The sequence below is a fragment of the Imperialibacter sp. genome (assembly GCF_048007035.1).
Classification (GTDB): domain Bacteria; phylum Bacteroidota; class Bacteroidia; order Cytophagales; family Cyclobacteriaceae; genus Imperialibacter.
In genome coordinates, this window is record NZ_CP180355.1 from 801,291 (window position 1) to 820,425 (window position 19,135).

Here is a 19,135-nt window from a genome sequence, read left to right on the forward strand (position 1 = left end):
CCTCTTCTTCTTATTCAAACCACCCCATCTATGAAAAAGTATTTTCTGCTTTCCCTGCTTTTCATTCCTGCCCTCACTTTAAACAGCCAGTCTCTCAAAAATCCTTCATTTGAAGAAGTGCTCTCACTGCAATCGGCGGGCAGCCCCGAGATTTCTCCCGATGGAAAAAATGTAGCGTTCACGGTTAACTCCACCGACTGGGAAGAAAACAGGTTTGATACGGAAATTTGGCTATCAAAAAATGGCGGCACGCCGTTTCAGCTTACCAATAACACGAAAAGCAGCAGTACCAGTCCCAAATGGTCACCTGATGGACAATGGATCGCCTTTCTGTCAGACAAAACCGGCAAAACACAGATTCAGGTCATCCGGCTGGAGGGCGGCGAGTCGGTGCAACTAACCGACACAAAAGGAAGCATTTCGAATTTTGAATGGGCGCCCGATGGCAAACAAATTGCTTTCACACAAGCCGAAGACAAAGAGAAAGCTGAAAAGGCCAGAAAGGACAAGTTTGGTGGATTTGAGGTTGAAGATGCAGAATACAATCTCAGCAGGCTGTGGCTGACGACGTTTGATCCTGAGAAATTGTTTAAGCCCGAGCTGCCAAAAGATAAAAAGGACACCACGAAAAAAGACGAGACCACCAAAATTTTGCTGGACAGTGTGAACTACACAGTAACCAACTTTTTATGGTCACCCGATGGAACCAAGATCGCTTTCAATCACCAACCTGATCCTATTATCACTTCTTTTATTAAATCGGATATCTCTATTCTGGACGTGGCGACCAGGAAGGTGGCGCCGCTGGTTAAAAACAAAAGCTCCGATGGGCTTGAGGCCTGGTCGCCCGACGGACAGTGGATTCTTTACAGCAGCTACCTGAGCGACACCATTTCAAATTTCTACAAAAATGAAAAGCTGTTTAGAATAAAACTGGATGGGTCCGCAAACACGCAGCTAGCAAAATCGTTCGATGAAAATCTGGGTTCCCTCGTGTGGAACCCGCAGGGGATATTTGGCATTGCCTACCAAAAAACGGTTCGCCGGATTTTCTTTGTTGACCCAGACAACGGAAAGTTCAAACCCATCTTCACCTCGCCCGCAAGAATTTATGGCATGTCGTTCACTGGAGACGGCGAGGTGGTAGCGTTCTCAGGGGCTGAAGACAATTCCCTGACAGAGATCTACACAAGCCCCATCAAGGCCGTGGCGCAAAAGAAGCTCACCAATTTCACCGGGCAGCTTTCCGACTGGGCCACTGCCGACAGCGAGGTTATCAGCTGGAAAAGCAAGGATGGCGCTACCATTGAAGGCATCCTCAGTAAACCAAAGGATTACGACCCTAAAAAGAAGTATCCTTTGCTGGTCATCATCCACGGCGGGCCAACGGGCATCTCCACTCCGTCACCAGTTGCCAGTTATGTTTATCCCCTGAACCAGTGGGTCAATAAAGGTGCCCTGATTTTACAGCCCAACTACCGGGGCTCCGCAGGTTACGGCGAGGCTTTCCGCTCTCTCAACGTGGAGAACCTGGGCGTGGGTGATGCCTGGGATGTGTTGTCAGGTGTGGAATCGCTGGAGAAAAAGGGCATCGTCGACAGCAACAAGATAGGTTGCATGGGCTGGAGCCAGGGTGGCTACATTTCTGCCTTTCTCACTACCAATTCTGATAAGTTCAAAGCCATTTCTGTAGGCGCCGGCATTTCCAACTGGGTGACTTACTATGTGAATACCGATATCCATCCGTTCACCAGGCAGTACCTCAAAGCCACACCCTGGGCCGATATGGACATCTACCAGAAGACATCGCCGATGACCAATATCAACAAAGCCCAAACGCCCACGCTCATCCAGCATGGTGAGTTCGACAAACGGGTGCCCATTCCCAACGCCTATGAGCTATACCAGGGCTTGCAGGATGTGGGCGTTGAAACAAGGCTCGTTGTGTACAAAGGCTTTGGCCATGGTATTACCAAACCGAAAGAAAGGCTGGCCGCCGTGTGGCACAACTGGCAATGGTTTGGTAAGTATATCTGGGGCGAGGAAATCGAGGTGCCGGAGGAGTAATCTGACGAAAAACCACGGTAGCCAATCAGCAGCAAAGTTTGTTTTACCGGTTATTGTAACATTAAATTCTTTCGACTAGATTTCCCTCAGTTTCCCGTACTGCCGCAAGCAGATTAGCCTTTACTTTTTATAACAGCCAGCCCATTCGGCATGGCAATTTATTTTGTTTTAGCTAGGCAATCCAATGCTGTCATTGACACAAAACGCTATGTAGGCAACACTACACAATAGCAGCGACTACCACTCAACTGAACCGTTCCATTCATATGAAAAAATCATTTTATCTGCTTTTCCTTGGCCTTGCTGGCATGGGGATTACTGCCTGCAACAGTGGCCAAACGAGCGAAAAAACAAGCCATGCTATTGTTGACGAATTCATCTCACTCCGAAAAAGCAGTTTCTCCACTCCTGATCACACCATCTCCAAAACCGACTCGATCCTGGCTGACGGGTTCACTTTCTATGGCTTAAAGGAAAGCCTGCAAGATTCCACCAGCTACTACACGGTTTTATTCGGCGCTGAGATAGTGGGAAAATTTGTCATGCCTGATCAATTCTTTCAGGTGCAATCTCAGCTGGCGTCAATAGCCAATACCATCCACCTAATTCCTGGTACCGTAAAAGAAATCGAAGATGTTTCCGGGGAAGGCAAAAGCGATTTTCTATCCACCTATGAGTACCGGCTGAATGACGAAAAGATGAAAGAATCAGCCTTCTGGGTGAGAACCTACTCCACTACTTTGATTTGGGCATCCGAGCCACTACTGACCACCAGGTGTGTGGCCAGTTGCCCGCCAGAAGAAGGGGAGCGAAAAGAGTATCCCGGCGACTGCATAGGATCAGTGACAAGCTATGCTGTGGAAGGCGGCGGCGATGGCACCGTGCCCCAGATAGTCGTGACAACAACAAATATTTTAGCTGATGCCCGGTGCAATAACTGGGGAAATGTGGCGTCGGCAAGAGTTTATCAATGGCTGGGCGATACGGACAACGGCATCGACTTCATTTTTCTGGCTGATCGCATGGCACCGGAAGAGGAATTGGAAGCCTCAGGAGATGTAATGGAAATTGACCCGGATGCGGAAAATCCACTTGATTTGTTAGCTGACCTCCAGGGCCTGGAAATCGAAATGCTCACCGAAAAGGATGGGCAGCTTGTAAGGTTTCTGATATGCGGCGGCGGTGTGCCCCGGCTGACCTTTGATAACGACGACAACGGCTGGGTGATGAGAACTGTCTGGTACCAGGATGCTTTCGACTATCGGATAAAAACGATTTCAGCTGTAGATAACACCTATACCATTTCAACAGACAATGAAGCGATTCCAAAGGTGGAATTCGTTTATTATCCTGACCATGAAACGATAGAGTTCGACGGCAACACTTACGCCATTCACCCCGACAATTACCCCATTGTGAAAGAAACGCCCTGCGACAATGGATAGCCTCACATCGGAAGTCGAATCTGTCGCCGACAAAGTGGCGGCTAACCTGGCCTACTTGGAGGAGCAACGCCTGGAAATCATGCAGCGCTACAGCTTCAAAACCTATAAAATGGCGATGGCAATTCTAGGTGTGCTTTGCGTAAGCACCATTGTTTTGCTTGTCTCTTTTCCGGCGCTGCCTAAAGTTTTCATCGCTGTCATACCTCTCACAGGTCTCTTTGCCATTGGCTACCCAATCTACGTCAGCTATCATCGCCATGATAGATTCAAAAAACTTCAGTTGCTACTTAAGGTGGGCATTTATGAGGCATTTGGCGAAGCCCATGGGTTCCATGTGAGGACTGAAGCTTTGTCGCCCGACTTTTTCGAAGAAACCTATCTACTGAGAGACCGGCGGTACATGAAGGTGGAAACTGAGTTGCAGCTGGAGGGTACTGCCAACGAACAGCCAATAACAATCGCCGAAATCAAAGTCACCGGAGCCAGCACAACTGCCCGGTCGCAGTCAAACAGTAACAAGGGTGTTATTCAATTCCACGGGCCCGTGGGCACACTGGAGCTAAAGCAATCTTGCTTTCCCCAACCAGTAGTGATCGGGTCTAAAGAGAAGGTGGCAGGCAGCGTCTTGATAGACGAGGCTGTAGATGGCCTGCTCGGTGCGACCCTCTCCAAAAAACTTGATGAGCTATTTTCGAGCGAGAAAGAGCTGAACAGAAACCAAACACAAAAGAAGTTCCACGATCTGTTTTATGTGGTACCCAAAGAGGACAAATTGGTGGAACGGTTTCTTGACGATTCGTTGATGAATGTGATGGTTGAGTCAAAATCGCTGATGACGTCGCTCCACGTATCAGTTGTTGGGCCAAATATCCATGTAGCAGCCTATCCTGCAATAGGGCTTGCCTTGCAGTATAATAAGCCCATGATGAACAAGGAAGAAATCAAGCAGCATGTGCTGAACCTAATTCTGGTGGAGAAAATACTGCTTTATATGGGGGGAAAGATGGATTCCGGGATGGTTTAAAACCAAGGCGGGCTTTTTGCAGACTACAAAAGTTTTGACGGAACTTGTACCTGGGCACTGTCACCTCCCTCACCAAATCGCCCACCCAAAGCTTTTTCAACCAAACTTTTGTAGTCTAGTCAATCCCCCAATCCTGTTTTACGGAAAGCTCGATATTTGATTGGTGAAAAGCTAAAAATCCATCCCTCCCACCAAACCACTCCAGAACTTCGCTCCTGTTTATGAGTGTCGGCTGGTCACTCAAAAAAGTATTGTAAGAGCTAAACTGCCAATCTGAAACTTCTTCACATAGCTTGGCCCTGACCGGGTTAAAGTGAATGTATCCAATCAATGAGCTATAGTAGTCTGGCTCCTCAACTTCTTTTCTCTTGAACTTATATTGAAACAAAGCTCCAGTTCTGCCCTGCTCAACGTTGACAGACTTTGCATATGAAATAAAGAAATCCTTAAATGCCTTTTCTACCCTCGACAATGCCTTATCGGCGGACTTTTCATCTGCGTCATCCTTAATTTTTATAAAAAAAATGAAAATGATTCGGCATCAAACAATAGGCATATACTTCGACTGACCCAGTGAGATATTGCTTGAATTTTCTCAGAAAAAACCAATAATTCTCTGTATTGAAAAATATTGGTTGTCTATTGACTCCACGGTTATAGATGTGATAAAACTTACCCGCTTCCATGGGGTTAAGATAGCATAGATTACAAAAGTTTAGAAATAGCTCCGGGCTGTCTGTTTCTTCCAAGGCCAGAACGAGCAAGAAAGTCGCTAAAGGCTATCAAACTTTTGTAATCTGAGTGCCGTCAACTCTTATGAGCTTAGTAAATAAATTTAGCTGACCTGCCTTTATAAACATCCCTCTATGTATTTCAAAAGCAATGGCCAACGATTGGTGACGCTTTCGAGATTACAAAAGTTTAGAAATAGCTTCAGGCTGGCTGCTCCTGCCAAGGCAAGGAAGAAAAAAAAGCTGGCAGCACCTGCCAAACTTTTGTAATCTTAAGTCCGCACAACTTTCGTATTTTGGTTCTGCGATAACCTTATAGCTATGAAAATGCGCTTGCCTACATCTACTGTATTTCCGGTTTTGATGATAATTTTCTCCTGCGCCTCCCCTTCTACCACCACCCTCTTCGACGGCAGCACCCTCACCGGCTGGGAAGGTGATGCCAATACCTGGCGTGTAGAAAACGGAGCCATCGTGGGTGGTTCGCTGACCGACACGGTGCCTCACAACGAATTCCTCTGTACCCTTCAGCCGTACAGCGACTTTAAACTCACCATTAAATACAAACTCGAAACCGGAGGCGGCTTCACCAACGCCGGTGTGCAGTTCAGGAGCGTCCGTGCCACCGAACCCGCTTACGAAATGACCGGCTACCAGGCCGATATCGGCAATGGCTACTTTGGTTCGCTGTACGACGAGTCCAGAAGAGACAAAGTGCTGGCGGGCATCGATTCCCTGGCAGGGGTGCGGCTTTTCAAACCCAACGATTGGAACGACTACCAGATTATTGCCGAAGGGAAACGAATCCAGATCTTCCTGAATGGCGTTCAAACCGTAGATTATACAGAAGCGGACGACGCTATTCCTCAAACGGGCCTTATCGGCCTGCAGGTGCACGGAGGCGGGAAGGTGAGAGTGAGCTATAAGGATATCGAATTGACGGAATTTTAGCAGGAATGGAAACAGACTCCTTTATCAGCACCATCGACTACTGGCAGGATGAGCTGAACCGTTACGAATTTGCCGATCTTCTCCGAAAGCCACAGCCCGAAAAGTGGTCGCTCGGGCAGGTGTACATGCACCTGATTGACGCCACCAGCTTTTTTCTTGGTCAGGTAGACATCTGCTTGCAGACCGATGATCATGCAGAAGACGAGATGTCGGAAGTGGCAAAAGCGATGTTTGCCAACGACGAGTTTCCTGATAAAATGATTGAAGGGCCCCCTTCGAACGCTGCCACTCCTCAGCCCGTCTCCAAACAAAAGATTATTGCAGGGCTCGAAGAGTTAAAGGCGAAAATCAACGCTCTCAGTAAGTCAAAAAGTCCACATAACGGAAAGACCAAACACCCTGGCCACCAGTTCTTCAACGCAGATGAATGGCTGCAATATGCCCATATGCATTTCCGGCACCACGAAAGACAGAAAGGAAGGATTGAGAAGTTTCTGGAGGGGTGAAGTTGGCAGATACAGCAGATTACAAAAGTTTCGGAAAAGGCTTCGAGCCCTCTGCTCCCACTAACGCTGGAGGCGGCGCCAACCAGAGCAGAACCTAGCAAACTTTTGTAATCTTTCAACCCAAACGTTCTATGCCCAGGCCTGTTTCTTCACGGCCTCTGGGGAAGCTGATAAAGGTAAAAGCAGAGTCACAAACGGGTACTAAATTTTTTTTGACACCTCCCAAACCTTCTTTTAAAGTTTACGTCTGTAGATGAGGCTCAGGCGACCCAACTTCCTCAAATTTTTTAGACTGTTGACCGCCTGGTACCTGCTATCAGTTTCAGATGGCAGATTTTTTAACAATTAGTAAAGGTCAAATAACTATGAAAAAGGTGTTCACTGGATCCCTGCTGGCAGGGATGGTTCTATTTTTTTGCGCTTGCAGTTCTGACGACACAGGCGACCCGGTTGGCAACGAGAAAATTGAGTTGACAATCGGCAACGCCGACCCGGTTATCTTCACCGGATCATCTATGAAGCTGTCGGACAACACGTATCAGCTCACTGGCAACGCTAGCGACGACAGCGGTCTTTCCTTCACTATTTTATGGGAAGGCGAAGAGCCCAAAGGCACGTTCGCATGGAATGCCAACTTCGAAAGCAACGTGGCAGGCACCTGGCTCCTGATGGCCAATGGCGACATGACTAAGTCGTACTACAGCTACAAAGCAGAAGACGGAGAAATCATTGGCAACAGCACGGGAAGCCTGGTCATTGAAAAATTTGGGGCCGTTGATGGGTTGGTTGAGGGCACATTCGAAGTCACTAATGCGAGGCTGCTTGAGGTAAGTGGCTCAACGGCTAATGAAAGCAATGTAAAAATCACCGCCAAGTTTAAGGTAAGCCGCTCGCTTTAAGGGCGAAGGCAAATGAATTTGAAGAACCACAGGGCTGGAGAGTTTCGGTGGTTTTTTCTGACCAAAAGTAATTACCATTGGATATCGGCGATACAATCGCCAGTCTCATACGCCCTCCCGAGCGGGTAGCCGTTTCGGCTGATGCTCAAATAAGGTCGGTGGAGGAATTCCGTAACCCGGGTTTGAAACCCGGCGAACCGCCTTCGGTTTTCTCGCTCAGCGATTGAAATTTCGAAGAGCCGGATATCGGCGATACAATCGCCAGTCTCATACGCCCTCGTTTCCGCTACTGCTCAAACGAGGGCGATTGGGGGTATTTTGAAATGATCAGACACGTATACTCGATCAACCACTACTAGGTGTTGTTTTTGTAAGCTTTTTCTACCAGCTTTCCTAGCTCAAGTATCTCTGCTAAAAATGCCGAAATCTCATTTTTCCTCAATTCGTATTTCTTTCCGATTTCACTTTGAGAAGCTTGTGTTTTCGTTATAAACGCTTGGTCGATGACTCCCATGTTATGTTCACAGATATGTCGAACTTGAAACATCTTTTTTATAAATGCATAATTATCAATGTCTTCTGCGAGATTCACCTTAAAGTTATTCTGCAATACCTTTTCCAATTCATCCAAGTTTTGGAAAAGGTTGAGGGGCTTTTTAGGGAAAAGATCCGGTCTACGGGTTCTGAGATCTTTTCCTAGCCCATCAAAAGACGAAATAGAATTTGATAAAATAAATTTCAAATTCGTTTCAATAATCTCTTTTTCGGCTACAAGATGTTCGAAAAGCTCAAATTGCTTTTTGCTAACTTCTAATGATTTTTTAAAAACTGAAAAGGAATTAATTTTGGTACAGTCTGGACATCTTGAAAAGACCCCATAGATAGCAAATTCGAGATTGCAGCTATCACATTCTACAACCGTTTCAAGGTGGTTTTCGCTATAGTAGTGTATCGGGAAAAATGGTCTTGACGCATTTTCTTTCACTTTGATTTGAAACATACTTCCCTTCGATTCACTTTCCAGTTCCTTAAGTGACTTAGTAAACTCTTTTATCATTGGGTCAACATATTTTTCAAACCCAATCTTCCTTGCCATACTTTCTAGGTATCTGTTCTGTTCAGGAGTCCAAAAAGTATCAGAATCACCTTCATAATCACAATAAGGGCAGTGACAATACCTCGTAGGCTGACCAGTCCCTGGCTTCAACTTAAAGTATCGCTTGCATTTAAGGCACTCTCTTCCCAAAAAACCGTCATCATCTAATGGTATTGATATTTGGATATGGTCTGTTGACATTTTAACTAATGCATTATTGAATCTATTAATAATAGCTATCAAACAGCGGAATATAATACACCAATGCGTGTTGTTCCAATCTCACACATCCAAGCTACGGATTTCTACACACAAACTAATCCTCTCCAAAAAACGTAAATTACCCTTTCCGATGAATCAACCGCTATCTATGTCCCGGCTGAATATGAAACTCAAAGTACGCCACTCTTTCTACACTTTTGTATTGCTTCTGCTAGCTGCATGCGGCCCTACCGAAGTCAAATACCCCCCCATCACCGAGGACTTCTGCGCCCAGCTTCCTGAGGCAGTGCCAGTGAAACTGTCGGACTACCTGGCGCCCTACGATGCCCTGCTGGCGTCAAAAACCGGTGTGCATTCGCTGGAAGAGGGTGATGTGTCCATGATCACCCGGGCCTGGCTCACGGAGGCAGCTGAGCAAACGATCGACATTCAGTACTTCATTTTTTCTACGGACAATGTTGGGTTGATAGCCGCCGACTTCCTCTTGGGCGCCGCCGACCGGGGCGTGAAGATCAGGATCATTGTCGACGATATCATGGTGGAAGCAGAGGAAGATGATCTGCTGGCCATGGATGCCCACCCCAACCTGGAAGTGAAAATTTACAATCCCAATGCCAATATCGGCAAAAACCTGCCGGGCAAGCTGCTGTCCCTCGCCACCGACTTTCAGGGGTTCAACCAGCGCATGCACAACAAAACGTTCATCGTCGATCAGCAGGTGGTGATCACCGGCGGCAGAAACATTGCCGATGAGTACTTCGACTACGACCATGAATACAATTTCCGGGACCGGGATGTGCTGCTGGTAGGCAAGAAAGTGCAGGATGTGCAGCAGTCGTTTGAGCTGTTTTGGCAAAGCGAGCTCAGCGTGCCTATCGGCAAGCTCGCCCAGGTAACCGACGAAGAACTCAACCTCGATGTGAAGTACGCCTACCTGCACCAGTATGCCTGCAACCCCGAAAACTTCTGGCCTGAGGTGAGGGAGAAAGTGAAGCAGATACCAGCCGAATTTCAAAAGGCGCAGGCATCCGGCTCCCTGGTGTGGACGGACAGCGTGCAGTTCATCTCCGACCTCCCCGGTAAAAACGATGGCAGCCAGGGCTTGGCAGGTGGCGGCGTGGCTACCGATTCGCTGGTCAGCCTGATCCGGCAGGCAAAGTCGTCCATCCTCATCCAGTCGCCCTACCTGATCACCACCGAGGTAAGCCAGCAGCTCTTCAAAGCAGCTGTGGACAGGGGTGTATCAGTTAAGATTCTCACCAACAGCCTGTCATCCACCGACAACCTGGAGGCGTTCAGCGGCTACCAGCGAGACAGGGACAGGCTGCTGGAACTGGGCCTTAAAATTTACGAATTCAAACCCAATGCTGCCGTCCGCTTTGAGGTAATGACTGGCGCCCTACAGAAAAAGATGGACTTCACTCCTGTCTTTGGCCTTCATGCCAAATCGATGGTGATCGACGAGAACATTGCTGTGATTGGCACGTTCAACCTCGACCCCCGCAGCGCCAACCTCAACACCGAGTGCATCGTGGTTGTCTATGACCACAAAGTCGCTGGAGATTTGCGTCACGCCATGGAGGTTGACATCCTGCCAGAAAACGCCTGGGAAACCACATTAGACTTCAACCCTGATGCGGAGGCGGGCCGGGCGAAACAATTCAAGGTGTGGCTGAGGGGTGTAATGCCGAAATCGATTTTGTAATGTTTCTTATTCCCCTGCACACCGCACCATAAACAAAATAGTTTGAGGCATGATATAATTATCACATTTAATAAGGAAAATTACTATATTCGTATTTATAGATACATTTTTAGCTATTTAGCCATCACAGTTGCAGATATTTTTTGAACCATCAACTATCGTTTGAATGAAGATACTGAGTCAATTTATCGTTTTGACTGTTCTTGTTGCCACGGCTCTGCAAGCGGAGGCTCAGCGCAAGACCTACCTTGGTTTTGAGTTTGGTCCCAAACATGAGGTATCCAGAATCATAGGCGGTGGTGATTCAGTCAAAGAATATAAAGAGGGTGACGGAATAGTGGGAGGAGTACTATTTGGGCAGGAAATTGGAGAAAAAATTCTCCTTGAAACAGGTTTCTATGCATACAGGTACACAGCAAGAGTTAGTTTGGACAACTACGGCTCAGCAGGGATCAGAGCGTATGGTGCTTCTCAAATTCCATTCCACCTCAAAGCGCCGATCCCACTTTTTGGCACCAGGCTAAGGCTTACGCCAGCAGCAGGTTTTTCCGTCGTGTTTCAGAACAACTATGGTAATGATTTTACTAGCAGTGGCACGTCACTCGGCTACTATCCGGATGGTGATTATGTGAGTGTTGGTGCCCCAACAAACTTTAGAAAAGCGTTTGTGTTGCTGGATGCCGGTCTTTCTCTTGAATGGGAATTCAAAAGCACTTTTATCGTTTATCTTTCTGGCAACTATTTTGGAGGACCTCAAAGAGTAATTGAGTCGGACCTGACATCCAAAACGGGTAGTGAGCCGCTCGAATATGGACAGCTCTACTCCAACGGCAGCTACTTTGCAAAAATACTCGGGGTAAAATTCCCCATCAGCCCGATTTGGCAGTATAAGAAAGGCTCCTAATGTCAACAGGAAATGCAAATATCTAAACTCGCCTTAGTTACATTAGCTGTCGTCACTCTCTCTAAAGAAGTGACTGGGCAGCGTAAGACTTATCTCGGTTTTGAGTTTGGGCCCAAGTATGAGATCATGCAGGTTCCAGCGCACGATGACCAGCTTTACTCAACACCTTATAATAATAGTGTGACGGGAGGGCTTTCTTTCGGCTGGGACTTTGGCAAACGATGGACACTTGAAACGGGATTGTATGGCTACAAGTACCACCATGGTATAGGTGTCAAAGGTACGGCGTATGCCTCTGCTCCTTCCTTTTCTGTGATTCAAGTGCCTCTTCGGGCAAAGCAGAGGTTTTATTTCCTTTCCGATAGATTACAGATCGCTCCATCTGCCGGTGTAGCGTTGATTGTCAGCACAAGTCCAAACTACGTAAATACGGCTGGGTATCATGGTTTCGAAACCGACGATGGATCCACTGGTCTCCGGTACAATGCAACCAACGGCCCTGGCAGAAACACGCTTTTGCTCGAGGTCGGCATTTTATTAGGATGGCAATTCAAAAATCAGTTGATAGTCTACCTAACGGGCAATTACCTGAAAGGGGATAACCAAGTCATAAACTTGGAAGTAGAGTACTGGGTGGATAATCAACCCTCCCGGTCAACAAACGTAAGCTCTACTGGCGACTATCTTAACTCAATGATTGGCATCAAATTCCCTCTTAACTCTTCTCGCTAGCCTAAATAATTAACGAACCTGTATGTTGACTAACTCACAAAAAAGCTTCCTGTCAACGAAATCTCTGTTGTGCAGTGTACTAATATCGTTTTTTGTCTTCAATACGAACTATGTTGTTGGACAGCACAAGACCTACCTCGGCTTTGAGTTTGGACCTAAGTATGAGAAGATTTCTGTTGACGACCCTGGTGGACTGGTTGGAGAAAAGCCGATTTACTACAGTCCTGCAGGCGGATTTATCGTAGGGCAGGAAATCAGCCAGGGGCTCCTATTTGAGACCGGGCTTAATGCCTATAAATACGGAGTGGGCTTTAGGTTGAAAAGTCCCAATGTCGGCCTAATTTCGGGGCAGTCCTATGCTGCTATTCAAATCCCTCTCAGGCTAAAATCCAACTTTGGCTTTTTCATGGAAAGGCTAAAGCTTTCGCCATTTATCGGTTATTCTTTTGTGCATAATATGCGATATGAAATAGACGGAGGAGTAACCAACATCGGAGGGCATAGTAGTTCATTCCATGCGGGTGATGAAAGTCGTTTAACGATGGTGGCAACCCCTGGTATGAGGAAAAACTATGGTTTGATTGAGGCAGGTGTATCCGTTAGCTGGCAATTCAAAAACAGCTTTGTTCTCTACATCAGTGGCAGCTCTACCAAAGGCTTTAAGAAAATGACGGAAATCGACGGTACTTACCAGATAGGTATTGGGCCGGAACAAACTGCCAAAATCAGATCAAACGGCGACTTCTATAATATGCTGTTCGGGGTAAAGTTTCCTATTAGCCCTGCGTGGCAGTATAAAAGATAATATCGTATTACTCATTCGCCAGTCTGTATTCCTTAATCAAAATCTCCAGGGGGATTTTCAGATGCTCGTGCAAGCGCCGTATCATTGAAACGCTCAATTTACGCTTTCGATTGAGCACCAGAGAAGCTTTTGCTTTATCACCAATGATTTGCCCCAGCTCGGTTTGGTTCATCCCAATTTCTTCCATTGAATATTTGATTGCCTCGATAGGGTCAGGTGCTTCGATGTGAAAATGCTTGTTCTCATAGTCCTCAATGAGAATCTCTAGCACTTCAGCACGATCGAAAGCCAGCGAGCCTTTTGGTTGATCAAAAATACCTCTCAATTCCTCCAATGCCCGATGATATTCTGCATCACTTCTTATTGGCCTAACTTGCATTTGCAGATCATTCATACTTCTGTAATTTAAGACTAGTATTCCCAAACTGTTTCAGGATCTATCCTGTCATACTCGCCATGCGTTCCAATAAAACATATATATACAGACTGTCGTTCATAGTTAGTTTGTACTATCAATCTGTAATCATTTTTATTGATGTTAAATATCACTCTCCCCTGTCCAATTGGTCTGGCGTGAGTAAAATTATTTAATATATCTTCCGGTTTTGTCCACGTGGCTCCCTTCACCTTTTGAATCCATAGCTTTATTCCGGTTTCTGTTTCGGGGTGCTTCAGGTAATACGCTTTTAGCGTACTCAAGGCTATTATTCTCATTTGTTATCATAAGAATGTTTGCTGTTTGCATCGGAATGCCTAACCGAAGGTAGGTAAAAGTTTCCAAAAAGGAAACTACCTATTAAGATTTAGCTTGTCATTTCAAAGAACTTTCCACTGAACACTTAACTACCTAATTGGCTGGCATCCGAATCGGACTTCTATCTCTGATTTCCTACCTTAGCTGTCGAAACTTTTACCATCGTCAGCTGTTTTAAGAAAAAGAAAGCTACAATTGACCAACCCCATCACCATCATCGTCGGCACTAACCGGGAGCCAGCCAACTCCAGGCACATCGCTCAGATTTACACTGATATTTTGACCACCAAAGGCGTATCGTCAGAGATCATCGATCTGGCCGACCTGCCCGAAGACTTTATCTTCTCTGCCCTGTATAAAAACAACGGCAAAAATGAAGCTTTCAACCGCTTTCGTCAGCAGATGAAAGAGTCGCAGAAGTTTGTGTTTCTGGTGCCGGAATACAATGGCTCTTACCCTGGGGTGCTCAAGGCTTTTATTGATGGCATGGAGTACCCTGGCACTTTCAGAGGCAAAAAGGCGGCGCTGGTTGGGCTCAGCTCAGGCGGACAAGGCGGTGGGCTGGCGGTGTCACACTTCACCGATGTGCTGAATTACTGCGGCACCCACGTGTTGGCGTTTAAGCCAAAGATGCCTTTTATTGAGAAACACCTGGAGGGGCAGAAGATCACAAATAATGTCTATCTGCGGGATTTGGAGTTGCAGGCGGAGCAGCTGATTGGGTTTTAGGGAAGCCAACTCTTGAATGTGGAGCATTGAGCTTCGCAGTTGCCCGACTAAAAACCACCAGATTACCCTACAAGCTAATAATAACTGCCTTCTGCTCTATGGCCCAAATAGACAGGCTATGGGCATGCCCTGACAAAGCCAGCTTTCCGATAATATTGCTCCTGTGCTTTTCCACGGTGCGTTCCGACACATGCAACTTATCTGCAATGGCTTGTGAGCTCAGCTGACTGGCGATCAATTTCAGTATTTTGCGTTCGGATGGCGAAAGCAACTCAAGCCTTTTGAGGTTTTCACTCACCATGCTCAAGTCCTTATTGAGTATAGATGGGCTATAATAAAACTCGCCCAGCGCCACCTTTTCCAGGCATTTGAATATCTCCGAATTGGTATCTTCCTTTAGCAGGTACCCCGCTATATGAAGGCTTTTCGCCTGAGCTATAAACTCTGCTTCTTTGTGATAAGAGAGGATAACAAATTTTGTTGGCAAGCCTTTTTTTCTGCATTCATCAGCCACCGCAAAGCCGGTGAGGTAGGGCATCTCAATATCCAGCACTGCCACCTCGGGCCGGTGATCTTCAATTAACTTCAATGCCTCACTTCCATCGCTGGCCGCCCCCACCACGTTGACTCCTCCATTTATCAAGGTGGCTTTGAGTCCCTGCAATAGCAGCGGATGGTCGTCGGCCACCACGGCCGAAAGGTTTGTTAAATCGATCATTTTAAGCTGGCTTGTCTATCACTAAAGTAACACTGGTTCCCTTCCCTTTCGTGGCTTCAATTAGAATTTTACCTCCGACCAGCTGAGTTCTTTCCTTCAGGGTCTTCATGCCCAAACTGTGAATGGTATCGGGCTTTTCCGTGAGATCGAACCCCACACCATAGTCCTGCACCGTCACGGTCACTTTTCTCTCCTCCTGGTTAACACGGACAAGGGCCGATTCAGTTTGAGAATGCTTGATGAGGTTATTGAGCGTTTCCTGGACGATCCGGTAAATTTGAAGTTCATGTTCTCTGGAGAAGATGTTGTCGATGGATTCAATTTCCTCTGTAAAGAAGATGTCAGTTACCTCATCAGCATCATTCACCAGCTTTTGAATGCTAGCGGTAAGTCCCAGCCTGTCGAGCACAGCGGGGTGCAAAGCTTTGGAAATGGTTCGCACCTCCTCGAGGGCTCTGCTCACCATAGAAGCGGTGGTGTCGTCCTGGTTTAAGGCCACTTTGTTTTTAATCAGTATCAGACTCTGCCCTACAGAGTCGTGGAGGTCCCGGGCCACTCTTTTTCGTTCTTCTTCATGAGACGAAAGCAACTGCCGGGAAAACCGTTCCTGCATCAATTTGGCGTTCAAAGCGAACTTTCTGGAGCGGAACAGGTAAGCGCTACCAAATAATGACAGCATGCCCAGGCCTATCGCCCAGGCCAGTCTTGTTTTGAAAAGACTGGCTGCCGAAATAAGTTTGATCTCCCCATCTTGCCGTGCAATGGTCACATCCTTTTTGTTGGTTTCGTATATGGCGTTCAGCTGCTTCACCTGGTGGGATTTTTCCTGATCGAAAACGGAATCTTTCATCGCCTCGGATTGAAGCATATATTCATACCCTTCCTTGTAACGACCTAACGCCGAGTGTGCCTCAGCCAGCCGTTTCAATACTTTCTGTTCCATGTCCCTGTTCGGATACCTGGCAAGAAGCTCCATGGTTTTTTCCCCACTATCGATAGACTTTTGATAGAAGTCATAGTTCAGATAAAGCTGTTGGTACTTGGCATAGGCGTGGACGGTGGAGGCCGGCTGCTTGATCACTTCTTCTTTCAGCTTCAAAGACCTGCCCAGGTAATCAAGCGCTTTGGGGAAATCACCCTGATCAGCAAAAATCATGGCGTAATTTCCCAGTATAATGGACAGTGACTGCAGGTCATTCATCTTCTCTGCGAAAAAAATTCCTTTTTCATCGTACTCCCGGGCCTTGTCAAGCTTGTTCATGTTGTGGCTCAATACACCCAGATTGAGGTAATCGGTGAGAAAACGGGAAGTATCGCCAAACGAAATGTTGAGTTCGAGGGCTTTGAGCAAGTGCTTTTCGGCACTTTCATAATCTTTGGTAGTCCGGTATAAATTGCCCAGGTTACCATGGATCAAGGCAATGCCCGATGAATCGCCGAGCTGCTCTCGCAACACTAAGGATTGCAAATAATAATCGATGGCACCGGGGTAGTTAACCAGGGAGAATTGAACCCTTGCAATGAAGTTGAGGCAATAAGCTTCCAGTTGCTTGTTTCCAATTTCTCTGGCGATTGAAATGGATTTGTTAAAATACTCAAGACTCTTCTCAGCATCCGCTTTGATATTATAATAGTGGCCAATATTGTTTAAGCTATTGATCATGCCTTCTTTGGATCCTGCCTCTTCGCTTAGCAACAATGCCCTGGTGGCGTAGTTGAGGGAGGAGTCGGGTATGAAACTCTCAAACTCATCGCAAATTTCATTAAGTAGACGGATTTTATCGACCCCTTCTGAGTGCGATAGCTCGGTTTTCAAGGCTTTGATCCTGGCACTCTCGGTTACTTGCGCTGACAGGAGACTGCTGCTAAACAATGAAAATAACAAGAGAAGAGCGGCTGGTTTCAGCTTCGCAGCCTGTCCGCCTGCAGGCAGGAAGGTGCTTATCATCATAGGTAAATCAACACGACTATCTGGTTCACGGATGAAGATATACAATCTCATTCTACCCATGGCATAACGGTTCAATAAATTTCACCTCACCCGAAATATTGAATTTTTGTGGGGCCAACTATAAAAATACGTGGCACTACGTAGGCTTTTACGTGGCGCCTCGTATTTCCGCTCATTCCAAATAAACCCAGCTTTACCAAATCATTGAGGTGTGAAAAAAAATGTGCCTATCGAACGTTTACCACAAACAACGTATTGCCGACAATCCAACTTCGGGATACCGGGCAGCACGCTCGTTTTGTTGCTCACCTTGCCTCAGCACTGTTGCCGATGCAATTTCAATTAGAAGCTGAAAGATACTAAAGCTTAGCTCATGCAAGAATCTACTATGTCCCCCCGAAAGTTCTTTCTCTTCTTCGCCCTCTTATTTTTCGGATCCGGTCTCTCCGCTCAAAGCCTTTTCTTTAACCAGTACCAGTTGAGCCCTTTGGCTACTAACCCCGGCCAGGCAGGCATGGCGCAGGGCGCCTGGGTAGGAATCAACTACCGAAGCGTGCCTCTTCACCTGGGTGAAAAATTTACAACCACGCAGGTTTCAGCATTGTACCCCATTGGGGTTGGCAAACACCGACTGGTGCTCTCCGGAAGCTTCTACAGCGACAGAGTGACAGAGTTTTTCAATACCAACGGAGGCTCTTTGGGTGCTGCCGTAAGCATCGCCCTCAGCGAACGCAGTTCACTCAGCTTTGGCACACAAGCCGTCATGTTTGGCAACAGCTTGGTTGGCGACGTATCTACAGACAGCCAGTTCATCAATGGCGTTTACGACCCGACCGCTTCAACCGGAGAACGGATGAATGGCAGCAGCCGAACGGCAGTTTCGGCCAGTAGTGGACTTTACTGGCAGCTGCGAGACGACGAAGATCGTGTGAAAGCTTTTGCGGGCATCTCTCTTTTCAACTTTACTAACCCAGAAATATCGTATTCAGATCAAAACAGTCAAAAGCTACCCGCTACCTACAAGGCAACGTTAGGCTACGAAATTTTCAGACAGGGCGAGTTTGCCGTTGTTCCTACAGCGCAGGGCAGTGTTACCAATGGAAATAGGCTACTACAGGCTGGCAGCTTGTTTACCTACGACCTCATGAACAGTGACGCAAAGCAGGTTGGGTTGGGTGGCTGGTACAACGCCAATGAACTGATGGTGTTTTCGGTGCAGTACCAGCAGCCAGCTCTGAAAGCCGCTCTGAGCTTTGAGCTGCCTTTAAGCAACGCTTACCAAAGTGCTGTTGGCAGCCCGCTCGAGATAGCTATTTTTTATCGGATTTTTAAGAAAAGGAAGAGGCAAGCAGCAGTCGGGGAGGTTGAGTCGGCAGAACCAGTGAGCAGGTTGATCGAACATGTTGGAGCGGACCGACCTAAGGAAAATACGGCAGCTGTTGAGCCAAGAAAGGAGCCTGAGGAACTACCAGCGACAGTGCAGCCAGCAATAGAAGTGGTTGCGCCATTGGCACTGTCAGCGGAAGAAGAAAAGATTGTGGACCAGAACGTACGATTCAAACTGGACAGTGACATACTCGACGATCCATCGCAGGAATATCTTGACCAGGTGGCCGCCATCTTCCAACACCATGCAAGCCTTCATATTCAATTAACGGGCCACACCTGCAACACGGGAAGTCTGGAGGTCAACCAAAGCCTTTCGCTAAAGCGGGCTAAAAACGTAAAAGCCTACCTGGTCAACAAAGGTATTGGCGAGAACCGGGTCACAACCATAGGAATGGGCGAAACTGAGCCCCTGACCGACAATTCCACCGAGGCCCTGAGGCAGCTTAACAGAAGAGTGGAAATTAAAATAGTGGAAAAAAATGACTAGCCAACTCAATAACACACCGA

Annotated in this window: 18 protein-coding genes; 12 read left to right on the forward strand and 6 right to left on the reverse strand. The window is 47.0% G+C overall.

What is annotated here, in order from left to right; genetic code table 11:
* Positions 1 to 30 precede the first annotated feature (30 nt).
* The 3 genes from ACMVP2_RS03605 (at position 31) to ACMVP2_RS03615 (ending at position 4,536) form a co-directional block, all read left to right on the forward strand.
* Positions 31 to 2,067, forward strand: a complete 2,037-nt coding sequence (locus tag ACMVP2_RS03605) for a prolyl oligopeptidase family serine peptidase (RefSeq protein WP_416866746.1) — start codon at positions 31 to 33, stop codon at positions 2,065 to 2,067.
* 266 nt (positions 2,068 to 2,333) lie between these two features.
* Entirely contained in the window at positions 2,334 to 3,512 is a 1,179-nt protein-coding gene (locus ACMVP2_RS03610) for a hypothetical protein (protein WP_416866747.1), read from the forward strand.
* Positions 3,505 to 4,536, forward strand: a complete 1,032-nt coding sequence (locus ACMVP2_RS03615) for a hypothetical protein (protein ID WP_416866748.1) — start codon at positions 3,505 to 3,507, stop codon at positions 4,534 to 4,536. Before ACMVP2_RS03610 ends, ACMVP2_RS03615 begins: the two co-directional genes overlap by 8 nt.
* Before the next feature lie 115 nt (positions 4,537 to 4,651).
* On the opposite strand, the gene ACMVP2_RS03620 is transcribed toward ACMVP2_RS03615, so the two are convergent.
* Positions 4,652 to 5,008 carry a hypothetical protein gene (locus tag ACMVP2_RS03620; protein WP_339788777.1) on the reverse strand — a complete coding sequence of 119 codons (357 nt, stop codon included), beginning with the start codon at positions 5,006 to 5,008 and terminating at the stop codon, positions 4,652 to 4,654.
* A gap of 580 nt (positions 5,009 to 5,588) precedes the next feature.
* Here ACMVP2_RS03620 and ACMVP2_RS03625 point away from each other — a divergent pair.
* The 3 genes from ACMVP2_RS03625 to ACMVP2_RS03635 all read left to right on the forward strand — a co-directional run bounded on the left by ACMVP2_RS03625 (position 5,589) and on the right by ACMVP2_RS03635 (position 7,623).
* Positions 5,589 to 6,218 carry a 3-keto-disaccharide hydrolase gene (locus ACMVP2_RS03625; RefSeq protein ID WP_416866749.1) on the forward strand — a complete coding sequence of 210 codons (630 nt, stop codon included), beginning with the start codon at positions 5,589 to 5,591 and terminating at the stop codon, positions 6,216 to 6,218.
* Between the two features lie 5 nt (positions 6,219 to 6,223).
* A complete protein-coding gene (locus ACMVP2_RS03630) occupies positions 6,224 to 6,724 on the forward strand; it encodes a DinB family protein (protein ID WP_416866750.1) in 501 nt (166 codons plus the stop codon).
* A 365-nt stretch (positions 6,725 to 7,089) separates the two neighbouring features.
* Positions 7,090 to 7,623, forward strand: a complete 534-nt coding sequence (locus ACMVP2_RS03635; protein WP_416866751.1) for a hypothetical protein — start codon at positions 7,090 to 7,092, stop codon at positions 7,621 to 7,623.
* Between the two features lie 355 nt (positions 7,624 to 7,978).
* Here ACMVP2_RS03635 and ACMVP2_RS03640 read toward each other — a convergent pair whose 3' ends face one another.
* The gene (locus ACMVP2_RS03640) at positions 7,979 to 8,962 is read right to left on the reverse strand and encodes a hypothetical protein (protein ID WP_416866752.1); all 984 of its coding nucleotides are present in this window, start codon (positions 8,960 to 8,962) and stop codon (positions 7,979 to 7,981) included.
* A 142-nt stretch (positions 8,963 to 9,104) separates the two neighbouring features.
* On the opposite strand from ACMVP2_RS03640, the gene ACMVP2_RS03645 reads away from it, so the two are divergent.
* The 4 genes from ACMVP2_RS03645 (at position 9,105) to ACMVP2_RS03660 (ending at position 13,087) form a co-directional block, all read left to right on the forward strand.
* On the forward strand, positions 9,105 to 10,646 hold the full coding sequence (locus ACMVP2_RS03645) for a phospholipase D-like domain-containing protein (RefSeq protein ID WP_416866753.1): 1,542 nt from the start codon (positions 9,105 to 9,107) through the stop codon (positions 10,644 to 10,646).
* Positions 10,647 to 10,812: 166 nt separating this feature from the next.
* On the forward strand, positions 10,813 to 11,550 hold the full coding sequence (locus ACMVP2_RS03650; RefSeq protein WP_416866754.1) for a hypothetical protein: 738 nt from the start codon (positions 10,813 to 10,815) through the stop codon (positions 11,548 to 11,550).
* A gap of 12 nt (positions 11,551 to 11,562) precedes the next feature.
* Positions 11,563 to 12,282, forward strand: a complete 720-nt coding sequence (locus ACMVP2_RS03655; RefSeq protein WP_350122368.1) for a hypothetical protein — start codon at positions 11,563 to 11,565, stop codon at positions 12,280 to 12,282.
* A 67-nt stretch (positions 12,283 to 12,349) separates the two neighbouring features.
* On the forward strand, positions 12,350 to 13,087 hold the full coding sequence (locus ACMVP2_RS03660; RefSeq protein WP_416866755.1) for a hypothetical protein: 738 nt from the start codon (positions 12,350 to 12,352) through the stop codon (positions 13,085 to 13,087).
* A 7-nt stretch (positions 13,088 to 13,094) separates the two neighbouring features.
* On the opposite strand, the gene ACMVP2_RS03665 is transcribed toward ACMVP2_RS03660, so the two are convergent.
* Together ACMVP2_RS03665 and ACMVP2_RS03670 are read right to left on the reverse strand one after the other, a co-directional pair.
* Positions 13,095 to 13,481 carry a helix-turn-helix domain-containing protein gene (locus tag ACMVP2_RS03665; RefSeq protein ID WP_416866756.1) on the reverse strand — a complete coding sequence of 129 codons (387 nt, stop codon included), beginning with the start codon at positions 13,479 to 13,481 and terminating at the stop codon, positions 13,095 to 13,097.
* Positions 13,482 to 13,498: 17 nt separating this feature from the next.
* A complete protein-coding gene (locus ACMVP2_RS03670; protein ID WP_416866757.1) occupies positions 13,499 to 13,801 on the reverse strand; it encodes a type II toxin-antitoxin system HigB family toxin in 303 nt (100 codons plus the stop codon).
* Positions 13,802 to 14,036: 235 nt separating this feature from the next.
* Here ACMVP2_RS03670 and ACMVP2_RS03675 point away from each other — a divergent pair, with 235 nt between their 5' ends.
* Positions 14,037 to 14,570 (forward strand): NADPH-dependent FMN reductase, encoded by a 534-nt coding sequence (locus ACMVP2_RS03675; RefSeq protein ID WP_416866758.1) that lies wholly within the window; start codon positions 14,037 to 14,039, stop codon positions 14,568 to 14,570.
* Between the two features lie 67 nt (positions 14,571 to 14,637).
* Here the strand turns inward: ACMVP2_RS03675 and ACMVP2_RS03680 are convergent, their stop codons facing one another.
* Both ACMVP2_RS03680 and ACMVP2_RS03685 read right to left on the reverse strand, forming a co-directional pair.
* Entirely contained in the window at positions 14,638 to 15,288 is a 651-nt protein-coding gene (locus ACMVP2_RS03680) for a response regulator (RefSeq protein WP_416866759.1), read from the reverse strand.
* A gap of 1 nt (position 15,289) precedes the next feature.
* Entirely contained in the window at positions 15,290 to 17,299 is a 2,010-nt protein-coding gene (locus ACMVP2_RS03685) for a tetratricopeptide repeat-containing sensor histidine kinase (RefSeq protein WP_416866760.1), read from the reverse strand.
* A 313-nt stretch (positions 17,300 to 17,612) separates the two neighbouring features.
* Here ACMVP2_RS03685 and ACMVP2_RS03690 point away from each other — a divergent pair, with 313 nt between their 5' ends.
* Complete coding sequence (locus ACMVP2_RS03690) at positions 17,613 to 19,115, forward strand: PorP/SprF family type IX secretion system membrane protein (RefSeq protein ID WP_416866761.1); 1,503 nt, start codon at positions 17,613 to 17,615, stop codon at positions 19,113 to 19,115.
* Positions 19,116 to 19,135 lie beyond the last annotated feature (20 nt).

Excerpts from the sequence above, each read along its gene's own strand:
- ACMVP2_RS03635 (WP_416866751.1), top strand. The coding sequence starts at position 7,090 with ATGAAAAAGGTGTTCACTGGATCCCTGCTGGCAGGGATGGTTCTATTT.
- ACMVP2_RS03625 (WP_416866749.1), top strand. The coding sequence starts at position 5,589 with ATGAAAATGCGCTTGCCTACATCTACTGTATTTCCGGTTTTGATGATA.
- ACMVP2_RS03615 (WP_416866748.1), top strand. The coding sequence starts at position 3,505 with ATGGATAGCCTCACATCGGAAGTCGAATCTGTCGCCGACAAAGTGGCG.
- ACMVP2_RS03655 (WP_350122368.1), top strand. The coding sequence starts at position 11,563 with ATGCAAATATCTAAACTCGCCTTAGTTACATTAGCTGTCGTCACTCTC.
- ACMVP2_RS03650 (WP_416866754.1), top strand. The coding sequence starts at position 10,813 with ATGAAGATACTGAGTCAATTTATCGTTTTGACTGTTCTTGTTGCCACG.
- ACMVP2_RS03630 (WP_416866750.1), top strand. The coding sequence starts at position 6,224 with ATGGAAACAGACTCCTTTATCAGCACCATCGACTACTGGCAGGATGAG.
- ACMVP2_RS03645 (WP_416866753.1), top strand. The coding sequence starts at position 9,105 with ATGAAACTCAAAGTACGCCACTCTTTCTACACTTTTGTATTGCTTCTG.
- ACMVP2_RS03610 (WP_416866747.1), top strand. The coding sequence starts at position 2,334 with ATGAAAAAATCATTTTATCTGCTTTTCCTTGGCCTTGCTGGCATGGGG.
- ACMVP2_RS03680 (WP_416866759.1), bottom strand. The coding sequence starts at position 15,288 with ATGATCGATTTAACAAACCTTTCGGCCGTGGTGGCCGACGACCATCCG.
- ACMVP2_RS03690 (WP_416866761.1), top strand. The coding sequence starts at position 17,613 with ATGCAAGAATCTACTATGTCCCCCCGAAAGTTCTTTCTCTTCTTCGCC.
- ACMVP2_RS03685 (WP_416866760.1), bottom strand. The coding sequence starts at position 17,299 with ATGGGTAGAATGAGATTGTATATCTTCATCCGTGAACCAGATAGTCGT.
- ACMVP2_RS03670 (WP_416866757.1), bottom strand. The coding sequence starts at position 13,801 with ATGAGAATAATAGCCTTGAGTACGCTAAAAGCGTATTACCTGAAGCAC.
- ACMVP2_RS03605 (WP_416866746.1), top strand. The coding sequence starts at position 31 with ATGAAAAAGTATTTTCTGCTTTCCCTGCTTTTCATTCCTGCCCTCACT.
- ACMVP2_RS03665 (WP_416866756.1), bottom strand. The coding sequence starts at position 13,481 with ATGAATGATCTGCAAATGCAAGTTAGGCCAATAAGAAGTGATGCAGAA.